Below are 21482 nucleotides of genomic sequence, written 5' to 3' on the forward strand. Positions count from 1 at the left end.
TCAGGAAAATATTGGTTTCTCAAACAACGCATTCCAAAAAAACACAATCAGGCTAAAATATGACTTTATTACATAAAGGGTTACCAATAATATTTATTGGTTTTGATTATAAATGATTGGCTCTTATCTCGCTTAGAGGATATTAATCATGCAAGAAAAAAATGAATCCCTTTGTTTTGCTCAAGAAACTGTTCTAGACCATAATTTAAAAAAAATTATAGAAACATTAGAACCTGAAGAGATACTAAAAAAATATCCTCGGCTATTAAACCCTTCATTTTTAAATGAACTATATTACAATCCTGACGAAAGTAAGTATGCTGATTACACCAACTTAATTTTTTTAGTAATTAATATTCGCGGCATTAATTTATTAATAAATCACTCCAAAATATTAGTTGAAATGAATCCTGAAGAGATAGATATAACATTATTATCGGCTCTGACAAAAACACCATCAGGTATTAATTTTTTAAATCAAAATCGAAATTTGCTTACCCAAAACAAACTTAATCAACTATTAAAAGAAGATCTTTCGGCAGGAATAACCGCCTTGGGGATACTTGCTGCCGATCCAGAAGATCTTTCGGCAGGAATAATCCCCTTTGGGGTACTTGCTACCACTCCAATAGGGCATCAATCATTAATTCAAAATCCTGATTTATTAAGCCACGTCAATTTAAATGCTAAGATAAGGCACGACTCTGAAATAACATTGTTGTGGTTGCTTGCAAACTTTAAAGAAGGACGTGAATTGTTAGCTCAATATCCTGATTTATTAAGTCAAAGCAATTTAAATGCCCAAGCAACTCAAGGCCCTTACGCGGGGAAAACGGTGTTGTGGTTGCTTGCTGGCTCGAAAGAAGGACGTGAGTTATTAATTCAAAATCCTGCTTTATTAAATCAAAATGATTTAAACGCCCAACCAACTCAAGGCTCTGACGCGGGGAAAACGGTATTGTGGTTGCTTGCTGGCTCGAAAGAAGGACGTGAGTTATTAATTCAAAATCCTGCTTTATTAAATCAAAACGATTTAAACGCCCAACCAACTCAAGGCTCTGACGCGGGGAAAACGGTGTTATGGTTTCTTGTTGGCTCTCCACAAGGACGTCAATTATTAATAAATCATCCTGGTTTATTAGATAACGCAAATTTAAATACCGGTCCAATTGCAGGCCCTCATACGGGAAAAACGGTGTTGTGGTTGCTTGCTGCCGATCCAATAGGAAATCAATTATTAATTAAAAATCCTGCTTTATTAAAACAATGCGATATAAATTCGGGACCAACTCAAGGTTCTTTCAGAGGCATAACACTGTTGTGGTTACTTGCTTTTTATTCTAAAGAAGGACTTTTATTATTAATAAATCATCCTGGTTTATTAGATAACGCAAATTTAAATACCTATCCACAGGAAGGCCCTGATGCGGGGAAAACGGTATTGTGGTTACTTGTTAGCACTAAAGAAGGACGTGAATTATTAATAAAGCATCCTGGTTTATTAGATAACGCAAATTTAAATACTGGTCCATTTGAAGGCCCTCACGCAGGAAAAACGGTTTTGTGGTTGCTTGCTGCCGATCTCATAGGACGCCAATTATTAATGAAGCATCCTGGTTTATTAGATAGCACATATTTAAATACCTATCCACAGGAAGGCCCTGATGCGGGGAAAACGGTGTTGTGGTTACTTGCTGACACTGAAGAAGGACGGCTATTACTAACTCAGAACCAGACTTTATTCGCGAGCGGTTATTTAGATATTGCTCCAACCCAAGGCCCTAAAAAAGGACAAACAGTTTCTTCGTTGTTAACCCAAGTATTGAAAGAAAAACAACCCATACCACCCCAATCTGACCACGCCACATTAAAGAAAAGAAAACGGGACAGCCTACCCAAAAATTCAAAAAAAGAAGGAACAGTCTCTTTAGTTTCGAAACGCTCAAAAGTAGACGCCGCTTCTGATGTGCCTAACCTGATAGTTGAAGCAGCTCCCTCTCATTCCAACAACATCGTGCACAGTGAGAATAATCCACAAAACCGATTCACTCCTCGGCAGGGTTTCCGCTCGATGGTTCCCCCTTACATTAAACTTTATCATGATACAGGAATTGCCTCTAAATATCTTACGGAAAAACCTCTTCCTCAACGCCCAGTTCCTCCGGTATCGGATTCTAAAAAAACAGTATACCAGGAACTCTCCTTTCTTCCTGTAAGCAGTCTATCCAGATCAAACAATCCTGTACAACCTCATCCTATTCAAACCTCGCTCTGGGAGATGGATTTATATTCGCTACAGGAACAAGCCAACCCATGGGACATCACGACCTTTATCTGTGCGGGTAGAAAAGAAAACGCTTTGATTCCGCCTATAACACAAGGCCGAGCAGCGCTTATTTGCACTGAAGAAGAATTACCGGCATTCCTCTCTCATCTATCCCTCTCGCTTGACCTATTGGTCATCAAAAAGATGAACAGCCAATACAATGGGGATTATCAAGAACATCTGGGCAGCATTACCGTAAGGCGACTAGCGGCCTTTTTATTTGCTTATAAATACGCGCTTAATGAGTTCATTTTATTAGATGACAACATTAAGACCTTAGCGGTAACCCCTTCACTACAAATTACCCCATTCTGGCATGAACTATTTGACGCATTGAAACACCGCTTAAGCGACACAGGCTGCATTAGTGTGGCGACGGGCTCAGGCCGGCCCAAAGCATCTACCGCCTTAGGTTCTAAATTTTTTATGATTAATATGGCGCGTATTCGCGAGTTAATTCAAGAGGAAGAACACTTATTTTTCTTGTTTCCCGAGGCCACTCAAGCCAGAAAATGGGGTGAGGATTATTATTTTCAAATTGTTCTCGATTATTTATTTGAAGGGAATAAGGAGCGGGGGTTTGCTACCCTGCCAGCAAGCGACATTCATCTTGTACGCGCCATAAAGCATCGTAATGCATTTGCTGCCAGTGGAATAAAAGCATGCTTTTTTGACGAGCCTGTGAATTTAAAGAATGCGCCACCATCCTGGCAAAAACAGGTACGCCACGCTATTGAGTCAATAAATAACCTTATTGAGGTCAATCGTCAACGCCACGCGCGTTATGAGCAATTTTTACAGCAATTCAATTTGCTACGCTGCCATGCGGCTGCCAATCATATTGACGAAAACCCCTCTTCGGTAATGAGGCTTTCTTTATTAAAAGGTAATGATTTTAAAACCAATTTTTATAATTTAATTAATCATTATGATTACACCAAGAGCACACTGCGCGAGTATCAAAAAAAAGCCATTCAACAAGTACCCCAGGCCTATCAATTCCCGTCCCGCTTAGTGATGGCCACAGGAAGTGGTAAAACCCTGATTCAATCCACCTTAGCCTTGATGGCCTGGCACGCATCTATGGACAATGAGCCAGTTTTTATTGTCACACCGCACATTAACCTGGTGAATCAATTTTATGAGGATTTAATCCGCTATAATGCCACCCTCTACAAGAAAGGCGATGCCTTAAGTATTTCTAATGAGGCTGTTTTAAAGCTTTCCAGCGATAGCCAAAGTGTCTGTCTGGAATTGTTTGGAAAAAATCGCAGGGTTAAACAACAGAAAACGATTATCATTTGTTGCGAAAAAAGTTTCAAAAAATTGATTGCTCAAGACGAAGTTTATGTGACCTCCGCTTCTTTAGTCCTTTTTGATGAATACCATGCTTATTCTCCTCAAGTCCGCAGGACCTGTACGTTATTTGCCAAAAAAGACGCACCGCCTATCACTATTGCCAGTAGTGCCACCCCTCCCAAACCGGATAACATTCCAAATACTTTGTATTCGATGAGCATTCAAGATGCTTTTAATGGCGCTTTTCATGCGTCCATTGTAGCGTGTAGTTTCAACCTGGATTATTCAACGGCTAATGTTAAGATGCTCCTGCGCTGTTTGCCCGATTTTTTGCAACATCAATATCATCCAGGCATTGAAGGCGAAGGATTAACTCTGGCAGAGACCAAGGGAATTATCTATGTACCATCGATTAAGATGAGCGAAAATTTATGTGCTCATTTGCTGAAAGCCAACATTCGCGCCTACGCCGTTCATAGCAAAGCCAATAAAAAAGATTATGATAAACAGCTCAAAGAGTTTGTGGCTCATTCTAATGCTGGAGTTTTAATTGCAGTAGAAAAACTGCGTTTCGGCTTTGATTGCCCCGATTTAGCCTGGGAAATTATTGCCCGAAAACCTAATTCGATGCAGCCTGAGCAAGATATAGAGCAAATGGTGGGACGAGTTATACGCAAAACAGGTAATAAAATCGGTTATGTTCTTTCTTTTCAAGACATCCATAACCAATATATAGCCCCCTTGATGAACCAACAAAGAAAACAGATTTCTCTTGCCCCTGAGTTTTTAGCCAATGAACCAGAATATCATCTGGATCAGGATAACCATTGTGTGGTAACCGAGAATTGGGACGAAGAAGACGAGTTGCGCGAAAGTCAAAACGGGGCACGTGCACCCAAAGGAAACAGAACACTTAAAATTATTCCGTATACACGTTCGATTAATGACTTTTGCCTTCCTGTTCATGACATGAAGGACGAAGAGGAGAAACTACCCAGCTCTCAAGAAGAACATGTGACTGTCCCATCGTCTTTAGTTCATTGCATCCCCCTCTTTAATGCCATAGCGCTACAACAAGAAGAGAGATTTCGTACTGAGTTAAAAAAGATCCTGAAAACCTATGTGGCCAATCATTTAATTCCAAGAGTTGGTGTCAATGACACCAGTAATTGGGTTTATACCTGTTCTCCCTCGACCTTACTGGTCCATGATTTTTTTAAGCACATACCTGCTATGTTCCTAGAAGACCTTTTAAACTCTTCAGAGGCAAAATACTTTATTACGCTATTATACACATGCTCTGGTCTGGAAAGGGAGCAATTAATTCAATCAGCAACTCTTGATGAGTTATGGATGAAATTAAATCTGGCAGAGATGCAAACACTCATTTATAAGTTGGCAATTTATCGTTCGCCTCAATCCATCGCCCACATCGCATCTGTTTTATTAAGACGAGCGGCTAAATGCAAACAAGAAGAAAGCGCTATTAATGCGCTACTTAGCTACTACATTAGTAAATGTATTCAAAACATACCATCGGATGTGGTCGATAATTTAAAAACCCAACTAAAAAGCATTAAAAATCATCTTGATTTAGAGGAAGAAGAGGACGTAAAACATGTTTTACCTCAATCTGAGAAAACCAAGTCCTCATCAAAAAAACGTAAAGAAATTGGCTTTTTCCATGGAGCCTCCTCCAAGAAGAAGCAAAACCACCAGCAATTAGCGACTGACAGCGTCATATCCAAGGAAAACTCGGCAATGCAGGAAAATACCAGCAGTTTCGCTCGCTCTCCACGCATGAGCGTGCCGCCCTTTAATATTTTTGCGGAACCTAAAAATTATTATCCTTCTAATCAAAATTATTTTTATGAAGCTGAAGACATTAATAAAATACTGGAATATCGCATGAAGGGGATTCTGTCGACAATCTGCTTGAGTGCAGTGCAACTGGAAAGTTCTTCAAAATATGCGCGCATAGGAGAGACATTGAAGAGCTGGAAAATACACGCTGCGTTGACAGAAGACACTCAAGCTCGCGTATTGATTCCTATTAATGACGCCGAAAAAAAACATTGGGTAGGAATGCAAATCAATTGGGTAGGTTCTACAATTAACAAACTCATTTATTTTGATGGGTTTCTTTCTGAGCAGGAAAAACTTAAGCACATTACTCTGCTTTATGCAGATTTACAGGAAGCCCGGTTAATAGCGGATGGAATGAGTATTGAGTATTCAACGAACGTATTACCACAAACGGACCTCAGCAGCTGCGGCCCTGTATTGATTGAAGCATTTTATTGTGAAAATACAGGAAAATCCTGGTCAAAATCCACTACAATGAACGTTCTTCGTGAACGGCATTTACGCCTTTTAAAGTATGAAGACCCCACCTTTTTTCACCAGTTTGGTGCCCGGCAAGAGCTAAATCAACCCACGATTCATCCCATTGCAGAGCAAGAGAGGAATCATGGGTTATAACGGGTCGAGTCAGGAACATTGAATCGGTTGGCCCCTCCATTGCTCCCCAAGGGCCTATTTATGCTGCTATCCGAAAGCTTATCCATATCATTTATGGTGTATTAAATCAAAAAAACCTTTTGATGCTCAGTTAGTTTAAGCGGGTTAAGATTTTGATGATGCATGGTCTTGAGTATTCATTGTTTTAAATATACCCATAAAATTTGTTATTAAATAGGAATCTGTAAGCATAAAATGACCTTTGTTGAAATTGGGCGTATAAAAACAGATCTAAATCTGATCATAGATTGAATGATATGTTCAAATATTATCATTGTTATCTAGGAGTCGAATAGGCCAACAACGCCGTTCCAATGCTAACTCTTCAATATCGCATCGTAGCTAGTTTTATGACAGATAAATTTTATATTGGCCATTTTTTATTAGCGGTCGGGGATGTACCAGTCAATTTTAGTCGATGTATCTTTTTTATACTGACATCCCAAAATAGTCACATTCCAAACTGATTTGTGAGAACAGGCTCCCCTTGGCTATAAATTTTTGCAATTTGAGGTTAATTCCATATAAGGGGTTCTAGCCCCTATACCAATGTTGTAAAAAATTGGTATAGGGGCTAGAACCCCTTATAGAATAAATTTAACTTCTTAGTCCCAGAGAGTGCTCTCGGTTAGAATCATCATTTTCAGACTGCTCATCCTCTGAAAAATCTTCGTCCGATGAACATGCTTCAATTTGCTCATCAAAATCAGAGCTATTATTTTCATCATCCTCATAAAGAGGATCATCCCCGTCAAATAATTCCTTTATTACTTTGTTTTCGTCTTCATTTTTTTGCTATCTTCGGTAACATTTTTTTGAGGCAATTCGAAAATTATAGTTAACATATTTACATATATGTATAATTGTTAATTTCTAGACGAGTTAGAATTAAGAATGCTTACTACAGATGTTCGCGCCACCTTGTCTTTAGATAAATCAGCGTACAGCGATGAGGAATTAATAACTATTATTTCTCAACAACTTTTTGCGGGAAACTATACGAATTATAGCTTATTAATAGATACTTTCTGTTCCCCCCAATTTAAAAAAAATAGCCAACCAGAGTACCTATTAGAAAAAAGCATTCACAACCTGAGGGCTCAATGTGAGCAAAAAAGCGCGGAAGGATGTAGCCATGCCATGGTATTGTATGGACTTTTATATTGTTTTGGCATTGGTTGTCACATTGACTATCCCAAAGCCATTCAGTTTCTTGATGAGGCAATTCAATTAGGCAACGCTAATGCCATGAATAATCGCGCCTATATGCATCTACACGGCCAAGGTGGGACAGTGAATGTTGCTGAAGCCATTAGGATTTATGAAGAGGCGATTCAATTAGGCGATGTTGACGCTATGAATAATCGCGCCTGGATGCATCAATACGGCCAAGGTGGAACAGCGAATGTTGCTGAAGCAATTAGGCTTTATGAAAACGCAATAAGACATGGCTCTTCTAATGCTGCTACACATCATCTTAATCTCATTGAGATTAATAATAGCACGGCCAAGCTTTTGTTAGATTTAATTTGGGATGAGTTACTGACAGGCCAGTCATTTTCTAAGCGCACCTTAGATTCCTTAAGACAGTTCTGTAAAAAGGATGTAGTTAATCGCTTAAAGGCATCACCTTTAGGGACAAGCCTTGCTTTTTTAAAACAATTAAAAACCAATCTTCAGCATCCCTTAACTCTGATTATCAATGAGAGCCCAAATGAGAACAACGAATTCCAATCGCTTATGGCGCACGCGCTTTCTCTACATAACACGAGAGTGACCTTTTTTTGCTCCATACCAGCAAATGAAGAGTCTTGTCCGTTAAACCGCTTACCTCTTGAAATGAAAATGCACCTTTTTTCTTTCGTTCAACCTGGTTTGGAGCATGATAAAGACCAAGATTATTTTTTACCATCTCGTCAACAACGCTCCTAGAGAAAATAATTAGCTTTTCTCTAATAGGTTTTGCGACTGCCCACCCTTAACTCAGATTAGCCTTAGCGCTCCGCACTAATAAACCACTAAAATTTTGACCCAAAACACACAGTAGGTCTAAATAAACATACATGTACAAAGGCAATCTCCTGAATCGCGGTATAAAAGGTTTATAATAAACTTATTATTAGTTAAACTAATTGTGCCTCCAAATAAAATTCGTGATAATAAATAATTAATACACAACTGATTACCAACCGATGCCAAACATTCTAAACGATATTGATTTAACTCCCTTAAATACATTGCACTTAAAATCAACAGCATCTCATTATGTTGTCTTAAATCAAGTCGAACAATTAGATGGAATTAGAAAGATTATTTCTAATTTTTCCAAGTTCTTTATCTTGGGAGGAGGGAGTAATTTAATTATACCTACCCGATATCAAGGTTTAGTTATTCATAATAAGTTACGTGGTATCACAATTACTAAAGTTGGCCAAGAACAGATTGTTACGGCAATGGCTGGCGAGAACTGGGATGCATTTGTGGCTTATTGTAATACTCATGGTGCTTTTGGGTTGGAAAATTTAAGCTTAATCCCTGGCACGGTGGGTGCATCGCCAATTCAAAATATTGGTGCGTACGGAGTCGAGGTTAAAGATTTTATTAAAGAGGTTTTGGTATATGATCTTCAAACTGCAAAACTGGTTATTCTTAGCAACAACGAATGTCAATTTAGTTATCGAAACAGTTTTTTAAAAAATAATTCGCGTTTTATAGTTATTAGCGTTAGTTTTACTTTATTAACGGAGCCTAATCTGAATGCTAATTACGGTGATGTAGCACAAAGACTTTCATCTTTAACTAATCCAATACCGTATGACTTGCGTAATATAATCATTAGTATTCGTCAAAGTAAATTACCTGACCCTAACAAGCTAGGTAATGCAGGTAGTTTTTTTCATAATCCTATCGTACCAAAAAAAATAGCGCATAAATTATGTATTCAATACCCTAATTTACCGGTGTTCCCCACACATGATCCCGAGAAAATCAAATTATCAGCAGGATGGCTGATTGATAGTTTGGGTCTGAAGGGATTACGACAAGGCAATGTTGGCATTTACCAAGAGCATGCATTGGTTATGGTAAATTATGGTGGTGCTTATCAATCAGAATTATTAGAGTTTGCCGATTTGATTCAATCGCAAATTAAAGAGCATTATGATGTAGAACTTAATATTGAACCCATTATTTTAGATTGAAGTTATCTACGCTCGCTACCAATACAGATTTTAGTCACGTAGGCAGGACTGGATTGTAAAGCTCGGCTTCGGTGCTGAATGCATAAGAGCTCATTGAGCAAGCACATTTGCTGGGAAAAGCGAATGCAGCACAGTCTACAACCTTAGTCAACTATACTCACCGACAGAGCAAGGGTTTATATATGACGAATTTTCTCTCTTTAGTCCGCTTAAATCAAATTTCATGACAAAAACATGAAAATCCAGATTCATTGTTCATCAAATTATTTATAACTTCAAGTATAGGGTAATCCCCCGGTTGACATAAATCCAGGCAATAACATTAGGATAATTAATAATGCCTGCAAAGGAATATTCATATTTACTCATTCAAAGAGTCTTTATTTACGAACTTAAGCTTATAGGATTTATTGCCTATATTGAGATCCACTTGTTGGGAATTTTTATGCAAGGAATTCAATCCCTTAAGTAATTCTTGTCTTTGACTTGGTTTTTTTAAAATTTGTTTAACCAAATCACTCATTGGCGCTTTCATTGGACATCCTATTTTGTATTTTAGCTTATGAATAAAGTATAAAAACATCCCATTATTGCGTGCCAAGGAAGGCTGAAAACCGAGGCCAGTAATCAGGTTGCTTGCTAAAACGGGCTAAAGTCCATATAACTTTTAGCCGATAATTTTTGACTTAATATTGTGCTAATAAATCATTGTTATTATGGAATCTGTCCTAACTTCAATAGGAAGTACCGTATGTTTAAAAAAATAACCCTGATTGCTTCTCTTTTTCTTTTTTCATTAAACTCCTATAGTTATAAATTTGATACCATCGTGACTCTAGGTGACAGTTTGTCCGATAATGGAAATTTATATAATTATCTAAGTCATATCATTCCCAAATCACCGCCCTATTATGAAGGACATTTTAGTAATGGGCCTGTATGGATTGAAAATCTATATCAGACTTATTTTCCCAATGGCAAGACGGAAAATTTTCAAGATTATGCCGTTGGTGGCGCCGGGGCAGTTCTTTCTTACAAGGAAAATTTACCCTATACATTAGATGCTGAAGTAAGTGATTATCTCTATTTACATAATTACAACAACAAGAATAAAAGCCTTTTTGTCGTTTGGATTGGCGCCAATAACTACCTGAATGGCCCAACTAATGTGGAAGAAATCACCAGCTCTGTTGTTGATGCTATTGGTAACAATATTGAAGCGCTTATTAGTCACGGTGCCGTGATGTTCCTCATCGTCAACATACCGGATATGGGCGTTACACCTGGGGCGAAAAAAGCAAACAATCAAGCGCTCTTGTCGGAATTAAGCGCCAAACATAATCAAAAATTAGTGGATAAGTACAATAGCCTAAAAGAACAATATCCTAATGTAAGCTTTGTTTATTTTGATGTTAATACGGTTTTCAAACAACTAGTAGCTGACCCACAACAATTTGAATTGAGTAATACAACTGAGCCCTGTTACGATGGAGGTTACGTTAGCAGTACTGAAGCTCGTGCAGCCGAGAATCAAGCTCAGTTAAACCTCTATTTAACACAACAGGCAAAACAAAATAATCTCGCTTTAGATGAGAAAACCAAACAGGCAATTCTTGCAAACCCTGAACTGAAAGAAGCCCTAGCCGTCGGGTACAAAAGCAAATTAGCGCCTAGATTAACAGCAGAAGCCGCATCTTGCCCAGGTTATTTATTCTGGGATCATGTTCATCCAACCACAGCAGTTCATCAACTGATTGCACAATATGCAAAATCAACACTTGATGCATCAGGGATACAACCAATTACTCAATAAAAAAAAGGCTCCTGGATATTATCTGGGAGCCTTAATTAATAAACAAAACTTTGTTTTTAATTTACCATCTCGATGATTCTGCGGACAAGCTGCTGTGAGGATCGATGGCTAACAGCTTAGGGTTTGGCTATACTTTGCGTATCCGAATCAAGTTCAGAAGATTCTGATTGAGCGGATTTTTTCATGTCCATTAACTGACTCTTTAGCACCGCCTCTTTCGCAGCATTTCCTCGTGATATCGTACTAAGAATATCAGTAATTGAACTTGATTGTTTCATAAAATCCTTATGAGGCGCAGCAGATTTGTCTACCACACTCTGGTTATTGTTGCTCTTTGCAATTACAACCGTACCAGTATCAACTTCATCATGAGTCACAACGGTACTGTAGTCATCACGCCTTACTCCGCACTTAGGATAGGTTTGACTACAACCGTACTCGTATCAGCTTCTTCATGAGTAACCATCGTGTTGTATTCATTCGTCTCAGATAAAGGAGATGCTTTTTTAGATATTTGTTGTGCCGGAACAACGGTTTCTTTCTCAAATACAGTTCTATTCTCCGTATACTTAGCTACATCTTTATCCGCAACCATATCAGGCTCATCTCTACTGCTCAGTTGGGACAGCTGTTGCAGCAAGTTTCTTTGACTTGGTTTCATACCTGAAAGTACTCCACCATGCTCCAGATATAAGTCAACACAGGTTGCAGTAAGGTTATCCATTTTCGGCAAATCATCTTTTATATCAGTGAGTGTCGCGGCCCTGGGAACACTATATCGGCCTCCCGTTAACCGGTGAAGAAACCGCGATCCCCAACCTGCACGTTCTAAATCTTTTTTCAGTAATAATTCATCTATCTTGGCGTTATTTACTTCTTTGATATATTGGTTAATGCGTTGGAGCGGTTTTCCTTGCAACAAAGCACTGAGATTAAGCCGTGGATCTTGGAGCGTGTTGTCTATATCTTGTAATGCCTCTAGTTTCTTTTCGAGTTCAGGAGTTAATTCATCTGCATTTAAAAATTCTTTAATTAATTCAATATCTTGATGATTACTTAATTTTTCTGAAGGAGAGCGTTTATTCAGCTCATCGAGAAATTGTTCTTGTGGTAATGATATTTTGGTTAATAATGACTGAAAATGTTGCAGCGGGAGTCTTTCTGTAGGCTTGGTACGCGTTAGTTCCTGAATTAATACAGATATATTTCTCACATCATTAGGAGGGGATTTCATATTTTGGGTAATAGAGTTCCAATCAAGAAATTGCTGGGTAGTTTCATCCTCATCCGTACTACTAAGCGGAACGACCCCTGATACAAACATAAATTCTTTTAATGCCATACCTACTTGATAGGACATATAAGATGGCATATCTAATGTAGTGTGGAACGCTTTATAGTTGAGTGTCCCATTACCAACGCATTGTTGATATTCTGGTGCGCCATACATTGGACTACTGGAAATTTCCGTTACTCTAGGATTTTTAATATTCGTTAATGTTTTTCTATCACTTAAAATAACCCGCTCGCCATCAGTTAAAAAATTAGTGAGTTTAATGTCGGGATGGTAATGACCAGAATCCATTAATTTAATACTAAAATCACTTAACTTTCCGAAAATATATTCTGCTTCATTGGCAATCCGCTCAGGTTTTTGCCCAGAAAAGCTCTCAGCGTAGCTCCTTAAATCCCCTTTCTTAGCAAACTCACTAATAACAACTGGCTGATAATTTATTTCCCCTTCTTCAGAAAAAGGCAGCATCAGCGTTGCATAATCTTCAGAAAAATATTCGCTGACGCTCTCTGTTTGTAATGCTAATTCGTCCCCTAAATCATGGCGATCTTCAACACGAATAACTAGTTTTTCTGTTTCACCATCAACGTTAAAAATAAAATTTTTATTATTTCCAGTAGAGCTTCCTAAAACTCGAGTCTGGTACTCATCAAAGTTTTGCTTCACAACCCCTTGAATAGCGTCTATTTTGGCATAACTCAGTGCTAAAAAATGTTTATGGCGTTGTACTTTCTCTTGAAATCCTTCATTAAACTCATAGTGAGAAGTGATCACAGTATTGTATTTTACGTAATTTTTGAGTGCCTCAGGCGTGGGATCTTGTGTAAATAAATCATTCCGCTTCTTCATTGCACTATAAAATGAACTTTGTGTTGTCCTTTCTAAGGGCGGTGCATTAAGTGTAAAATGGCGTACTGCATTAGCAAACTCCACACTTTGCAATAGTTGTGAACTATCACGGTGGATACCATAGTGTTGCAAATGTCGTTCTAAACCTGATTCACCTAGTTGATTACGCCAAGTAACAACAGCATCATTGTCCAGATTTTTTTGAATGAAATAATTAATTCTTTGTAGAGTAAATAATTTTTTAATATCACTATTATTATCATCACCAATCGCGTTGTAGTGCTCTACTAAAGTTTTTAACTCCTTCAAGTCTCTAATATCTGATACTTCGATTAATTTGGCCATTTACATCAAGCTTAATAAAAGGTAACGCGATAAAATAATTATAGAACAATTTTTGACCATGTCGGATGCCATTAATGAGAAAGATCCCTTATTTGCTTAAGTTTTGAATAGAAAGTTAAATAAATAATGACCATATGCTATATAATATAAACACATAAAAATTTATTTGAAAGGATTAATTATGCGAATGCGATTTGATAGTAAAGCTATAAATAATAAAAAACATTTAGGGTATGCTGCTACGCTAATTACAAAATTGTTAGAATTTACAGAATGTACGCCTTATTATCGAGTGGATATTCAACAAAATTCGATGATAACTGTTCGCGAAAGTACAAAAAATCATCCTGATGCACAGGCTAAAGTAAAAATACAACAATTTAAAAATGCTTTACAAAAATTAGATGAAAATGGATGCTTTAAAATACAGCACATTGCTATAAAAGCAAAACCAATCAATAAAGAAGAAGAAATTAAAATACCCGCTATGCAAATCACAGAAATTAATAGAATGAAATTAGCGGATTTATTAGGCTTAAAAGAGGGTATTAACAATGTTAATGATACAGTCTGGGAAGCCTTATGTAACGATAAAACGAACACGCATAAACCGTAAATTTATCAACCAGAATAAGATAGGTCAAATAAAACCTTACCCCACTCCGCTTGGGCTAAGGAGGCATAAATGCCTCCTTAGCCCAAGCAGTTTGGAATGTATCAATAGGCTTTTTTTCTTAAAAGCTATGGCTTAAAACCCAAGATTAGATCGTACCTGATCTATTTTTTGTAATTTAAAAAATTCTCAAGCACATTTAGAACGGCCTCTTTATCTTGCCGAATGGGAGAATGTCCAACATGCGGTAATTGAACATGCGATAGATCGGGCAATAATTTTAATGCGCCATCCAAATCAGAATCGCTAATTAAACTACCACGTTCTAAGCCACCACGTATTAATAAAACAGGGCAAGTTACTTTTGGAAATAATTCATGTTCCTTATATTGCCCAAATGTCTTATCAAATTGATTAATCATGGCGAATAGCATTTCAGGATCACATTGTCTTAATCCTTCAGGAATAGGTAATCCAGGAAAAAACTGGCTGAATCTCAAACTTTGAATCAACAAATTAGCCTGTTCTACTTGCGCTGAAGCGAGGCGCTGCAATGGTCTTAAAGTGAGTGGTGTATCAATAAGAATTAGATTATTCACTAGCTCAGGGTAATTAGCTGCCAACATAATTCCTATCATTCCCCCTAGAGAATGCCCCATAACAATCACATGTTCTTTAATACACTCTTTTATGAAAACATAAGCATCATTTAAATAATCCGAAAGTGTGTACGCTCCCTCCATTCGTTGCGATTGACCATGACCGCGAAAATCGAGCGCATAAACATGAAAATGTTGGGTTAACTCAGGAATAACAGGCAGAAATGATTGCCAGTGGCTAGTAGCTCCGTGAAGCAATAAAATAGCGGGGTTTTGATTAGGATACTCCATATAATTTAGAGTTACTGTATTACATTCAAATAAATTTTCATGCATAGAAATCCTGTTGTACTCAAACTAATTCACATTCATAAAAAAAATATTATGAGTGTAAAAAGTATAGTTCAAATTTAAAACATTTCTGAAAAATTATTCACATGCATCTGTTTTGTGTTTTTTTTTACCAGGAACATCGCTCTAAATTAAAATCAAATTTTATTAAGATTGCCATTAATTTACATTTCATGCATTATTATTAAACTTATAACAATTATAAAGAACACATATGTCACGATTTAGCGAGTTAATTAATGGTTTTGAAAAACGATGGAAAGAGACAAGTGTGCCTCTATTGGCCGATCTAAAAAGACAGGTAACGCATCCCTCTGTAATGAGCAGAGAAAAAGCTGCTGGTATTATATGTAAATTATCGTCTCATTATTATTCCTTTGTTAGTAACATATATACGATATTTGAAAGAGATACACTTTCAACGTCGGAAAAAGAAGAATTGCAACAATTTATTAAGTCGCTTTATACAAGCGTATATGAAGATGCCAAAATACTAACTGACATTTATAAAGAAAAAGAGAGAGAAGCTTTATTTAGACCTCATTTATTTCAGGCTAAACCAGGTGAGTTACCAATACCTACTTTTGAAGAACAGTTTAAAGCAGGACAAATATTCCCTGATGATCCGGAACGATATCCCGAGTATTACACCTGTAATTTTACTTGATACAGCTTAATTTGATGGCATCTTTTTATGACAAAGTTTAGTTAAGTATATACTATATTTGAATATTTATAGTTCCTAACTCCCGGATTTCGCTATGCGGCACCCGGGCTGAAATAATATTTTTAGACATAAGTTAAATACGCCATAAACTCACTATTGTTGCCATGAACAAGCTCTAAATAAGCATTTTTTATGATGGACGTAATTGCGCCAATCCCATTGCTCCCTATTTTTTTATCATTAATCGAGCGTATAGCGGTTACTTCTGCGGCGGTACCCGTAAAAAAGGCTTCATCGGCTTGATACGTATCATAAAGGGAAATATTGGTTTCAATGATGCTAAGCCCTAAGCCGCGAGCTAAATTTATTACCGTATTTCGAGTAATGCCCGAAAGTATCCCGCCTAAATTAGGGGTATAGACTACCCCATCCTTTACCATAAAAAAATTTTCACCCACGCCTTCGGTAATATGTCCCTGACTATCTAAGAATATGGCTTCATGATAATGAGTTCCTTGTAATTCCAATGCGGCTAAAATGCTATTCACATAATGACCACAAAGCTTGGCATCAACTACAGTTGAATCCGGATGAATACGGATGTAACTGCTTGTTTTAATATCAATACTGTCATGTGCGAAATAAGCATCCCAAGGCCAACAGGCAATCACAAAACTAACCGGATTTCCTACAGGATTCACGCCCATTTTTCCATAGCTATAAAATGCCAAGGGACGAATGTAGCCAGACTCAAGTTTGTTGATGGAAACTACATCCTTAATTGCTGCAATAATTTCTTCTTTAGAATAAGTAAGAGGCATTTTTAATGTCTGTGTCGAATAAAAAAGGCGATCGATGTGATCAGCCAAGCGAAAAATTGCAGGACCTTGCCGAGTTTTGTAAAATCGAATCCCTTCAAAAGCACCGCCGCCATAATGTAGTGTATGTGATAATACGTGTGTTTTTGCATCTGCCCAAGGAATAAACTCGCCGTTCTGCCAAATTACCTCTGTAGTTTGCATCATATTTTTTTCCTCAAATCGTCCGCTACCCATCCCAAATTAATTGGTGATGAAAGATCCTAGTTCCAAGTATAGATGACGATTTATATGATGTATAAATTATGACCAAAAATTAACGACCTTACATTGTTTGAATAAAGTGCTGCGATGGGCTTGTCTAAACTCAAGTCTTAATTTTTTCTTCAAGACCTAAACTTCATTAAATTGATTTCATATAGATTAGTGGCTGTTGACATTTCTCAAAATGAGTCGATTTTCTGTGTGCTCCGTATTGATGCTCAAAAACCAACTCATTTTGGCTCAATCTAGCGAAATGTAAACAACCCCAAGGATTTACTTAAAAAGTTTAGGCGAAGGAAGTATTGATTTGATGACACCTAAAAATTGCATTATATAAATAACAATAAGCACAATAATAAAACAATTTAATAGTAAATTAATAAGACCTTCCAAGGGAATATATTCATTAACTACTAAAAGCAAAATGAACATTAAAATTGCCATGATTAAATCATTTAAACGCATCAAAGAGTCCTTTTTAATTGGTTTATTTATAATTTTTCTTCATCAACTTGCACATTAAACTTAGTAGAAGTCGAGCCACATTCATTAGAAGCACTAACAATTACATCAAAATTGTCTTTACCACCCGCTCTAATGATTAGTGCGCCACTCTTTGCGTCAATAGTAATTTTATTAGCTTTATTGTGAGAATACGCTTCCACTGAATAGGTGATATTATTACCCGAAAATGCATCGCTGGCAGGAATATTAACGTCATTATCAGCAATGATCGCCCAATTAGCAATTGGTTTAATTAATTGCGGTTTGCATGTTTTGGCATCCGGCATAGCAAATGCATAAACAGCAAACACATTGAAAATTAGAACGAATAAAATCCTAATATTAACCATTTCTATCCTTAGATGACGCTTATTGTTAAAGTATATATCAAATTTATTGTTATTACTTTTTTCATAATTCAGCCAAAATAAAAGGAACACCCGTTGTTTTTGCACGTTTCTCCTGATAAGCCAGAACAAGAAAGCCCATAATACCCGCCGCCAATGTCAGCGGAATCACACCAATCCCATAAACAAAAGCTTGAGATACATTAATACCACCATAAGCATTTACCATAAAACCAATCGCGGAGTGAAAACCATAACCAAAAATCATGATGATCATATTAGCAATGGCCGTAGCTAACCCAGCAAGATGTTCCGGTACATAAGTAGATACCTTGTAAATAGCCAAAATCTGATAGGCACAACAAACACCAACCAAAATAAAACTTAACGTGATACCTGGTACTGTTAATACACCAGCAACAAGCGCAATAAAAATAAAACACATTAGCGCACCAGCGGCAATGATGGTTCCCAGATAATACCCTGTTTTTTCAGCAATCAAACTTAAAAGAGGAGATCCGAAACACATACCGATGTAGATCATGGAAGGAAGATAGTTTGCTGTTGTGGTATTTAAACCATAAACCTGCTTTAAAAATACAGGCCCCCATACATCAGAAAAACCTTCCAATGGCCCAAGCATCAATCCAGCAAAACAACACATCATCATCACTTTACTGTGCGTGAACACCGTCTTTATATTGCCCATAACCGTCGTATCCTGCGCAATAACAGGCTTTGCTTCTGGAACAATAAGATAGGTAATGCCAGCAAGCAACACGCCTAAAGCAATAAAAATCTCCACCACTACTTGATAACCTAAAGCATGACACATATAACTCACTGGCCCACCACCATAAACGGCACCAATAAGCCCAATCATTACTGAAAGACTAAGCATTCGCGGAAAATGCTGCTCCTTAAATGTCATGCGTATTATTTTAAATACTCCCAAAATTGCTGCAGACGAGCCAATACCAATCAATGCCCTGCCAATTAATGGGTATATCCAATGTTCAGCAAAAACAAGGGGAAACAATCCCATAACGGTTAATAAAATACATCCTGTCATTACTTTTCTTGGGCCAAATCGATCCAGCATGATGCCAATAGGCAAATGCATTAACGAATAGCCAATGTAATAAATACCTGAAAATTGCCCAAATACTGTCGCATCAATGTGAAATTGCAACGTAATATCATTAAACATAATACTGGGCATTACTCTTAATACATATTGGTATGCATAAAAGATAGAAACATTGATCCATACAAACCAGGCAATAACTCGTGAAGCAGACATAATTTCCCTCAAAATAAGCAGCGAATAAACACACGATGATCAAATCATGCTCATACGCCATTCTAACTTACTTTGCATGAAATTTTTTTGCAAAAATTGATATAAAACAATTAATTTTGAATAAAAAATCCATTTTTAATTATTTTTTTAAAATAAAATGCTATTTTATAAATTAATTGTGATATTTATAAAATTAGGAAAGAATATGATTTTAGATCGCACTGATAAAAAAATACTCGAGTTTTTACAAGAAAATAGTCAAATAAGCAACCAAGAGCTAGCCGATTTAGTTGCACTTTCACCATCATCATGCCTACGTCGCGTCAATCTATTGGTAAACAATGGTTATATAAAAAAACAGGTGGCTCTGCTCGCGCCAGAAAAACTAGGATTGGGATTAACGGTACTCGTGTCGGTAGGATTAAATAGCCATCAACCGGGAATCATGAGTCAATTTGAAGAAACCGTTCGTTTTCTTCCAGAAGTAATCCAATGCTATTTAGTTACCAGCCAAGCCGCAGATTATTTGTTAAAAGTTATTGTGCCTGATTTAAATGCGTACCAATCCTTTTTATTAGGTAAATTAACCTGTATTAATGGGGTTGGCAGTGTTCATTCTAGTTTTATATTAAGAACAATTAGTGAAACAACAGCCCTGCCCTTGGATCATCTTTAGAAATAATAGGCTTTATTGTATTTACATCAGTAGCCAATACATTTTAATCTGTCCATATAAGGACAGGAATTAAAAGGATTTAAGATGGCGAATATGTATTTTTGTTTGTTTTTATTATTACTTTTAGTAAGCTCAGGAATTATTGCTCGTTTAGTAAAATCATTGTCCTCTCCTCTAGTGCAAATTAGTTTAGGAGCAATTGCAGGATTGGTTGTTCCAGGTTTTAATATCAATTTTAATCCCGAATTATTCCTATTGCTGTTTATTCCCCCATTGTTGTTTAGCGATAGCTGGCATTTTCCTAAACGAGAGTTTGTAGCGAATTCAAGAGCTATTATTATGCTTGCCATCGGGCTTGTTTTCTTTACCGTTATTGGCATTGGCTATTTACTAAACTGGTTATGCCCCACCATTCCCCTTGCAGCCTGTTTTGCTTTAGCAGCAGCACTAGCCCCTACAGATGCTGTGTCATTAAAGTCGCTGACCGCCAAATCAAAATTTCCTTTGCGCCTTACACATATTTTACAAGGTGAGGCTCTTTTAAATGATGCCTCAGGATTAGTAGCATTTAAATTTTCCGTGACAGCCCTGCTCACTGGTTATTTCTCTGTTGCAAGTGCGAGTGGCAGCCTTATTATTGTTGGTTTTGGAGGCGTGTTTATTGGTGGATTACTTACCTATTTGTTTATTATGGCATTGGGCCAAATAAGCCGTGTCAATATAGGAGAAACCACAACAGAAAATTTATTGCTGATATTATTACCCTATGCCGCCTACCTTACGGCGGAATATTTTGGTTGTTCAGGAATTGTTGCTGCTGTGACGGCTGGCTTTACTATTGACCGAGCAGGTTTTCTTGAGAAAACCATGGTAACGATGCGTATTGAAGGCCATTTCGTATGGCAAATGATGGAAACGATATTAAATGGAATCGTTTTTATTTTATTAGGTCTGTATTTGCCTCATTTCATTCACCTAATTAATGAAACGGGAATTAGCCTATGGACTTATTTTGAAATTATTCTCGTGATCACCTTGTCATTAACAATGCTACGCATGATTTGGATTTATCTAACCTTGCCTTTTGAAGTTTTGATTGCCCATCACAAAAACAAAAAATGGAAAATGCCTAATCTGAAAATTATTACCGCCATTGCTTTTGGAGGGGTTCGTGGCACAATTGCTTTGGCAGCCATTTTATCCTTGCCCATGTGGATGCCTGATGGAACACCATTCCTTGAGAGGAAATTGTTGATTACCTTAGTCGTAGGGGTTGTGCTTTGTTCTTTACTCTTAAGCGCCATTTTATTGCCACTTATTACACCTTACCTTAAAAATTTAATTGTTGATTTACCCGCTGAAGAGGATACTGCGCGTATTGCCGCAGCTCAAGCAGGAATTAGAGCGATTGAAAAAAAAATGGAGATACTCTCCTTAACACTCAATGAACACGAGCAGCTTTTATGCGCGAAAGTAGGTAATGCATTGACCGCTTCACTTTATTACTTCATTACCTCCAGTATTGGTGAAGAGCAAGAAAAATTAACCAGCCGCCAGGCGTTAATTTTTGAAAGAAATTTACGCCTGGCGGCTTTGGATGGGGCACGACAAGAATTACGGCGGTTAATAAAAAAAGGGCTTATTAATAGTGCAACCATGATTACAGTCATGCATTTACTGGATATACGACAATT

At 37.2% G+C, this 21482-nt stretch carries 16 protein-coding genes; 8 read left to right on the forward strand and 8 right to left on the reverse strand.

What is annotated here, in order from left to right; all coding sequences use genetic code 11:
* The first annotated feature begins 148 nt into the window (after nucleotides 1-148).
* The 3 genes from LDG_RS10075 (at nucleotide 149) to murB (ending at nucleotide 9345) form a co-directional block, all read left to right on the forward strand.
* Nucleotides 149-6106, forward strand: a complete 5958-nt coding sequence (locus LDG_RS10075) for a DEAD/DEAH box helicase (RefSeq protein ID WP_006871230.1) — start codon at nucleotides 149-151, stop codon at nucleotides 6104-6106.
* A gap of 933 nt (nucleotides 6107-7039) precedes the next feature.
* Nucleotides 7040-8077 (forward strand): tetratricopeptide repeat protein, encoded by a 1038-nt coding sequence (locus tag LDG_RS10080; protein WP_006871232.1) that lies wholly within the window; start codon nucleotides 7040-7042, stop codon nucleotides 8075-8077.
* Between the two features lie 260 nt (nucleotides 8078-8337).
* The gene (gene murB / locus LDG_RS10085; RefSeq protein ID WP_006871233.1) at nucleotides 8338-9345 is read left to right on the forward strand and encodes a UDP-N-acetylmuramate dehydrogenase; all 1008 of its coding nucleotides are present in this window, start codon (nucleotides 8338-8340) and stop codon (nucleotides 9343-9345) included.
* 361 nt (nucleotides 9346-9706) lie between these two features.
* Here the strand turns inward: murB and LDG_RS19665 are convergent, their stop codons facing one another.
* The gene (locus LDG_RS19665) at nucleotides 9707-9880 is read right to left on the reverse strand and encodes a hypothetical protein (protein ID WP_006871234.1); all 174 of its coding nucleotides are present in this window, start codon (nucleotides 9878-9880) and stop codon (nucleotides 9707-9709) included.
* A gap of 216 nt (nucleotides 9881-10096) precedes the next feature.
* On the opposite strand from LDG_RS19665, the gene LDG_RS10090 reads away from it, so the two are divergent.
* Nucleotides 10097-11158 (forward strand): SGNH/GDSL hydrolase family protein, encoded by a 1062-nt coding sequence (locus LDG_RS10090; protein WP_006871235.1) that lies wholly within the window; start codon nucleotides 10097-10099, stop codon nucleotides 11156-11158.
* A 116-nt stretch (nucleotides 11159-11274) separates the two neighbouring features.
* Here the strand turns inward: LDG_RS10090 and LDG_RS19670 are convergent, their stop codons facing one another.
* Complete coding sequence (locus LDG_RS19670) at nucleotides 11275-11436, reverse strand: hypothetical protein (protein WP_158307875.1); 162 nt, start codon at nucleotides 11434-11436, stop codon at nucleotides 11275-11277.
* A gap of 122 nt (nucleotides 11437-11558) precedes the next feature.
* Nucleotides 11559-13646, reverse strand: a complete 2088-nt coding sequence (locus LDG_RS10100) for a protein kinase family protein (protein ID WP_006871238.1) — start codon at nucleotides 13644-13646, stop codon at nucleotides 11559-11561.
* A 187-nt stretch (nucleotides 13647-13833) separates the two neighbouring features.
* Here LDG_RS10100 and LDG_RS10105 point away from each other — a divergent pair, with 187 nt between their 5' ends.
* On the forward strand, nucleotides 13834-14262 hold the full coding sequence (locus tag LDG_RS10105; RefSeq protein ID WP_158307876.1) for a hypothetical protein: 429 nt from the start codon (nucleotides 13834-13836) through the stop codon (nucleotides 14260-14262).
* A 161-nt stretch (nucleotides 14263-14423) separates the two neighbouring features.
* Here the strand turns inward: LDG_RS10105 and LDG_RS10110 are convergent, their stop codons facing one another.
* Entirely contained in the window at nucleotides 14424-15194 is a 771-nt protein-coding gene (locus LDG_RS10110; RefSeq protein ID WP_006871240.1) for an alpha/beta fold hydrolase, read from the reverse strand.
* A gap of 229 nt (nucleotides 15195-15423) precedes the next feature.
* Here LDG_RS10110 and LDG_RS10115 point away from each other — a divergent pair, with 229 nt between their 5' ends.
* Nucleotides 15424-15876: a hypothetical protein gene (locus LDG_RS10115; protein ID WP_040535338.1), complete on the forward strand. Its 453-nt coding sequence runs from the start codon at nucleotides 15424-15426 to the stop codon at nucleotides 15874-15876.
* Nucleotides 15877-15998: 122 nt separating this feature from the next.
* Here LDG_RS10115 and LDG_RS10120 read toward each other — a convergent pair whose 3' ends face one another.
* From LDG_RS10120 to LDG_RS10135, 4 genes are all read right to left on the reverse strand, one after another.
* Entirely contained in the window at nucleotides 15999-16901 is a 903-nt protein-coding gene (locus tag LDG_RS10120) for a branched-chain amino acid transaminase (RefSeq protein ID WP_006871242.1), read from the reverse strand.
* A gap of 330 nt (nucleotides 16902-17231) precedes the next feature.
* A complete protein-coding gene (locus LDG_RS20715; protein ID WP_006871243.1) occupies nucleotides 17232-17423 on the reverse strand; it encodes a Thivi_2564 family membrane protein in 192 nt (63 codons plus the stop codon).
* 26 nt (nucleotides 17424-17449) lie between these two features.
* Complete coding sequence (locus LDG_RS10130; protein WP_148263551.1) at nucleotides 17450-17917, reverse strand: hypothetical protein; 468 nt, start codon at nucleotides 17915-17917, stop codon at nucleotides 17450-17452.
* A complete protein-coding gene (locus LDG_RS10135) occupies nucleotides 17874-19112 on the reverse strand; it encodes an MFS transporter (protein ID WP_040535339.1) in 1239 nt (412 codons plus the stop codon). Before LDG_RS10135 ends, LDG_RS10130 begins: the two co-directional genes overlap by 44 nt.
* 205 nt (nucleotides 19113-19317) lie before the next feature.
* Here LDG_RS10135 and LDG_RS10140 point away from each other — a divergent pair, with 205 nt between their 5' ends.
* Together LDG_RS10140 and LDG_RS10145 are read left to right on the forward strand one after the other, a co-directional pair.
* Nucleotides 19318-19788: an Lrp/AsnC family transcriptional regulator gene (locus LDG_RS10140; RefSeq protein ID WP_006871246.1), complete on the forward strand. Its 471-nt coding sequence runs from the start codon at nucleotides 19318-19320 to the stop codon at nucleotides 19786-19788.
* 84 nt (nucleotides 19789-19872) lie between these two features.
* The coding region (locus LDG_RS10145) for a Na+/H+ antiporter (protein WP_040535342.1) at nucleotides 19873-21482 on the forward strand (1610 nt) is incomplete at its 3' end.

It is taken from the genome of Legionella drancourtii LLAP12 (assembly GCF_000162755.2).
In the GTDB taxonomy this organism is placed as follows: Bacteria; Pseudomonadota; Gammaproteobacteria; order Legionellales; family Legionellaceae; genus Legionella; species Legionella drancourtii.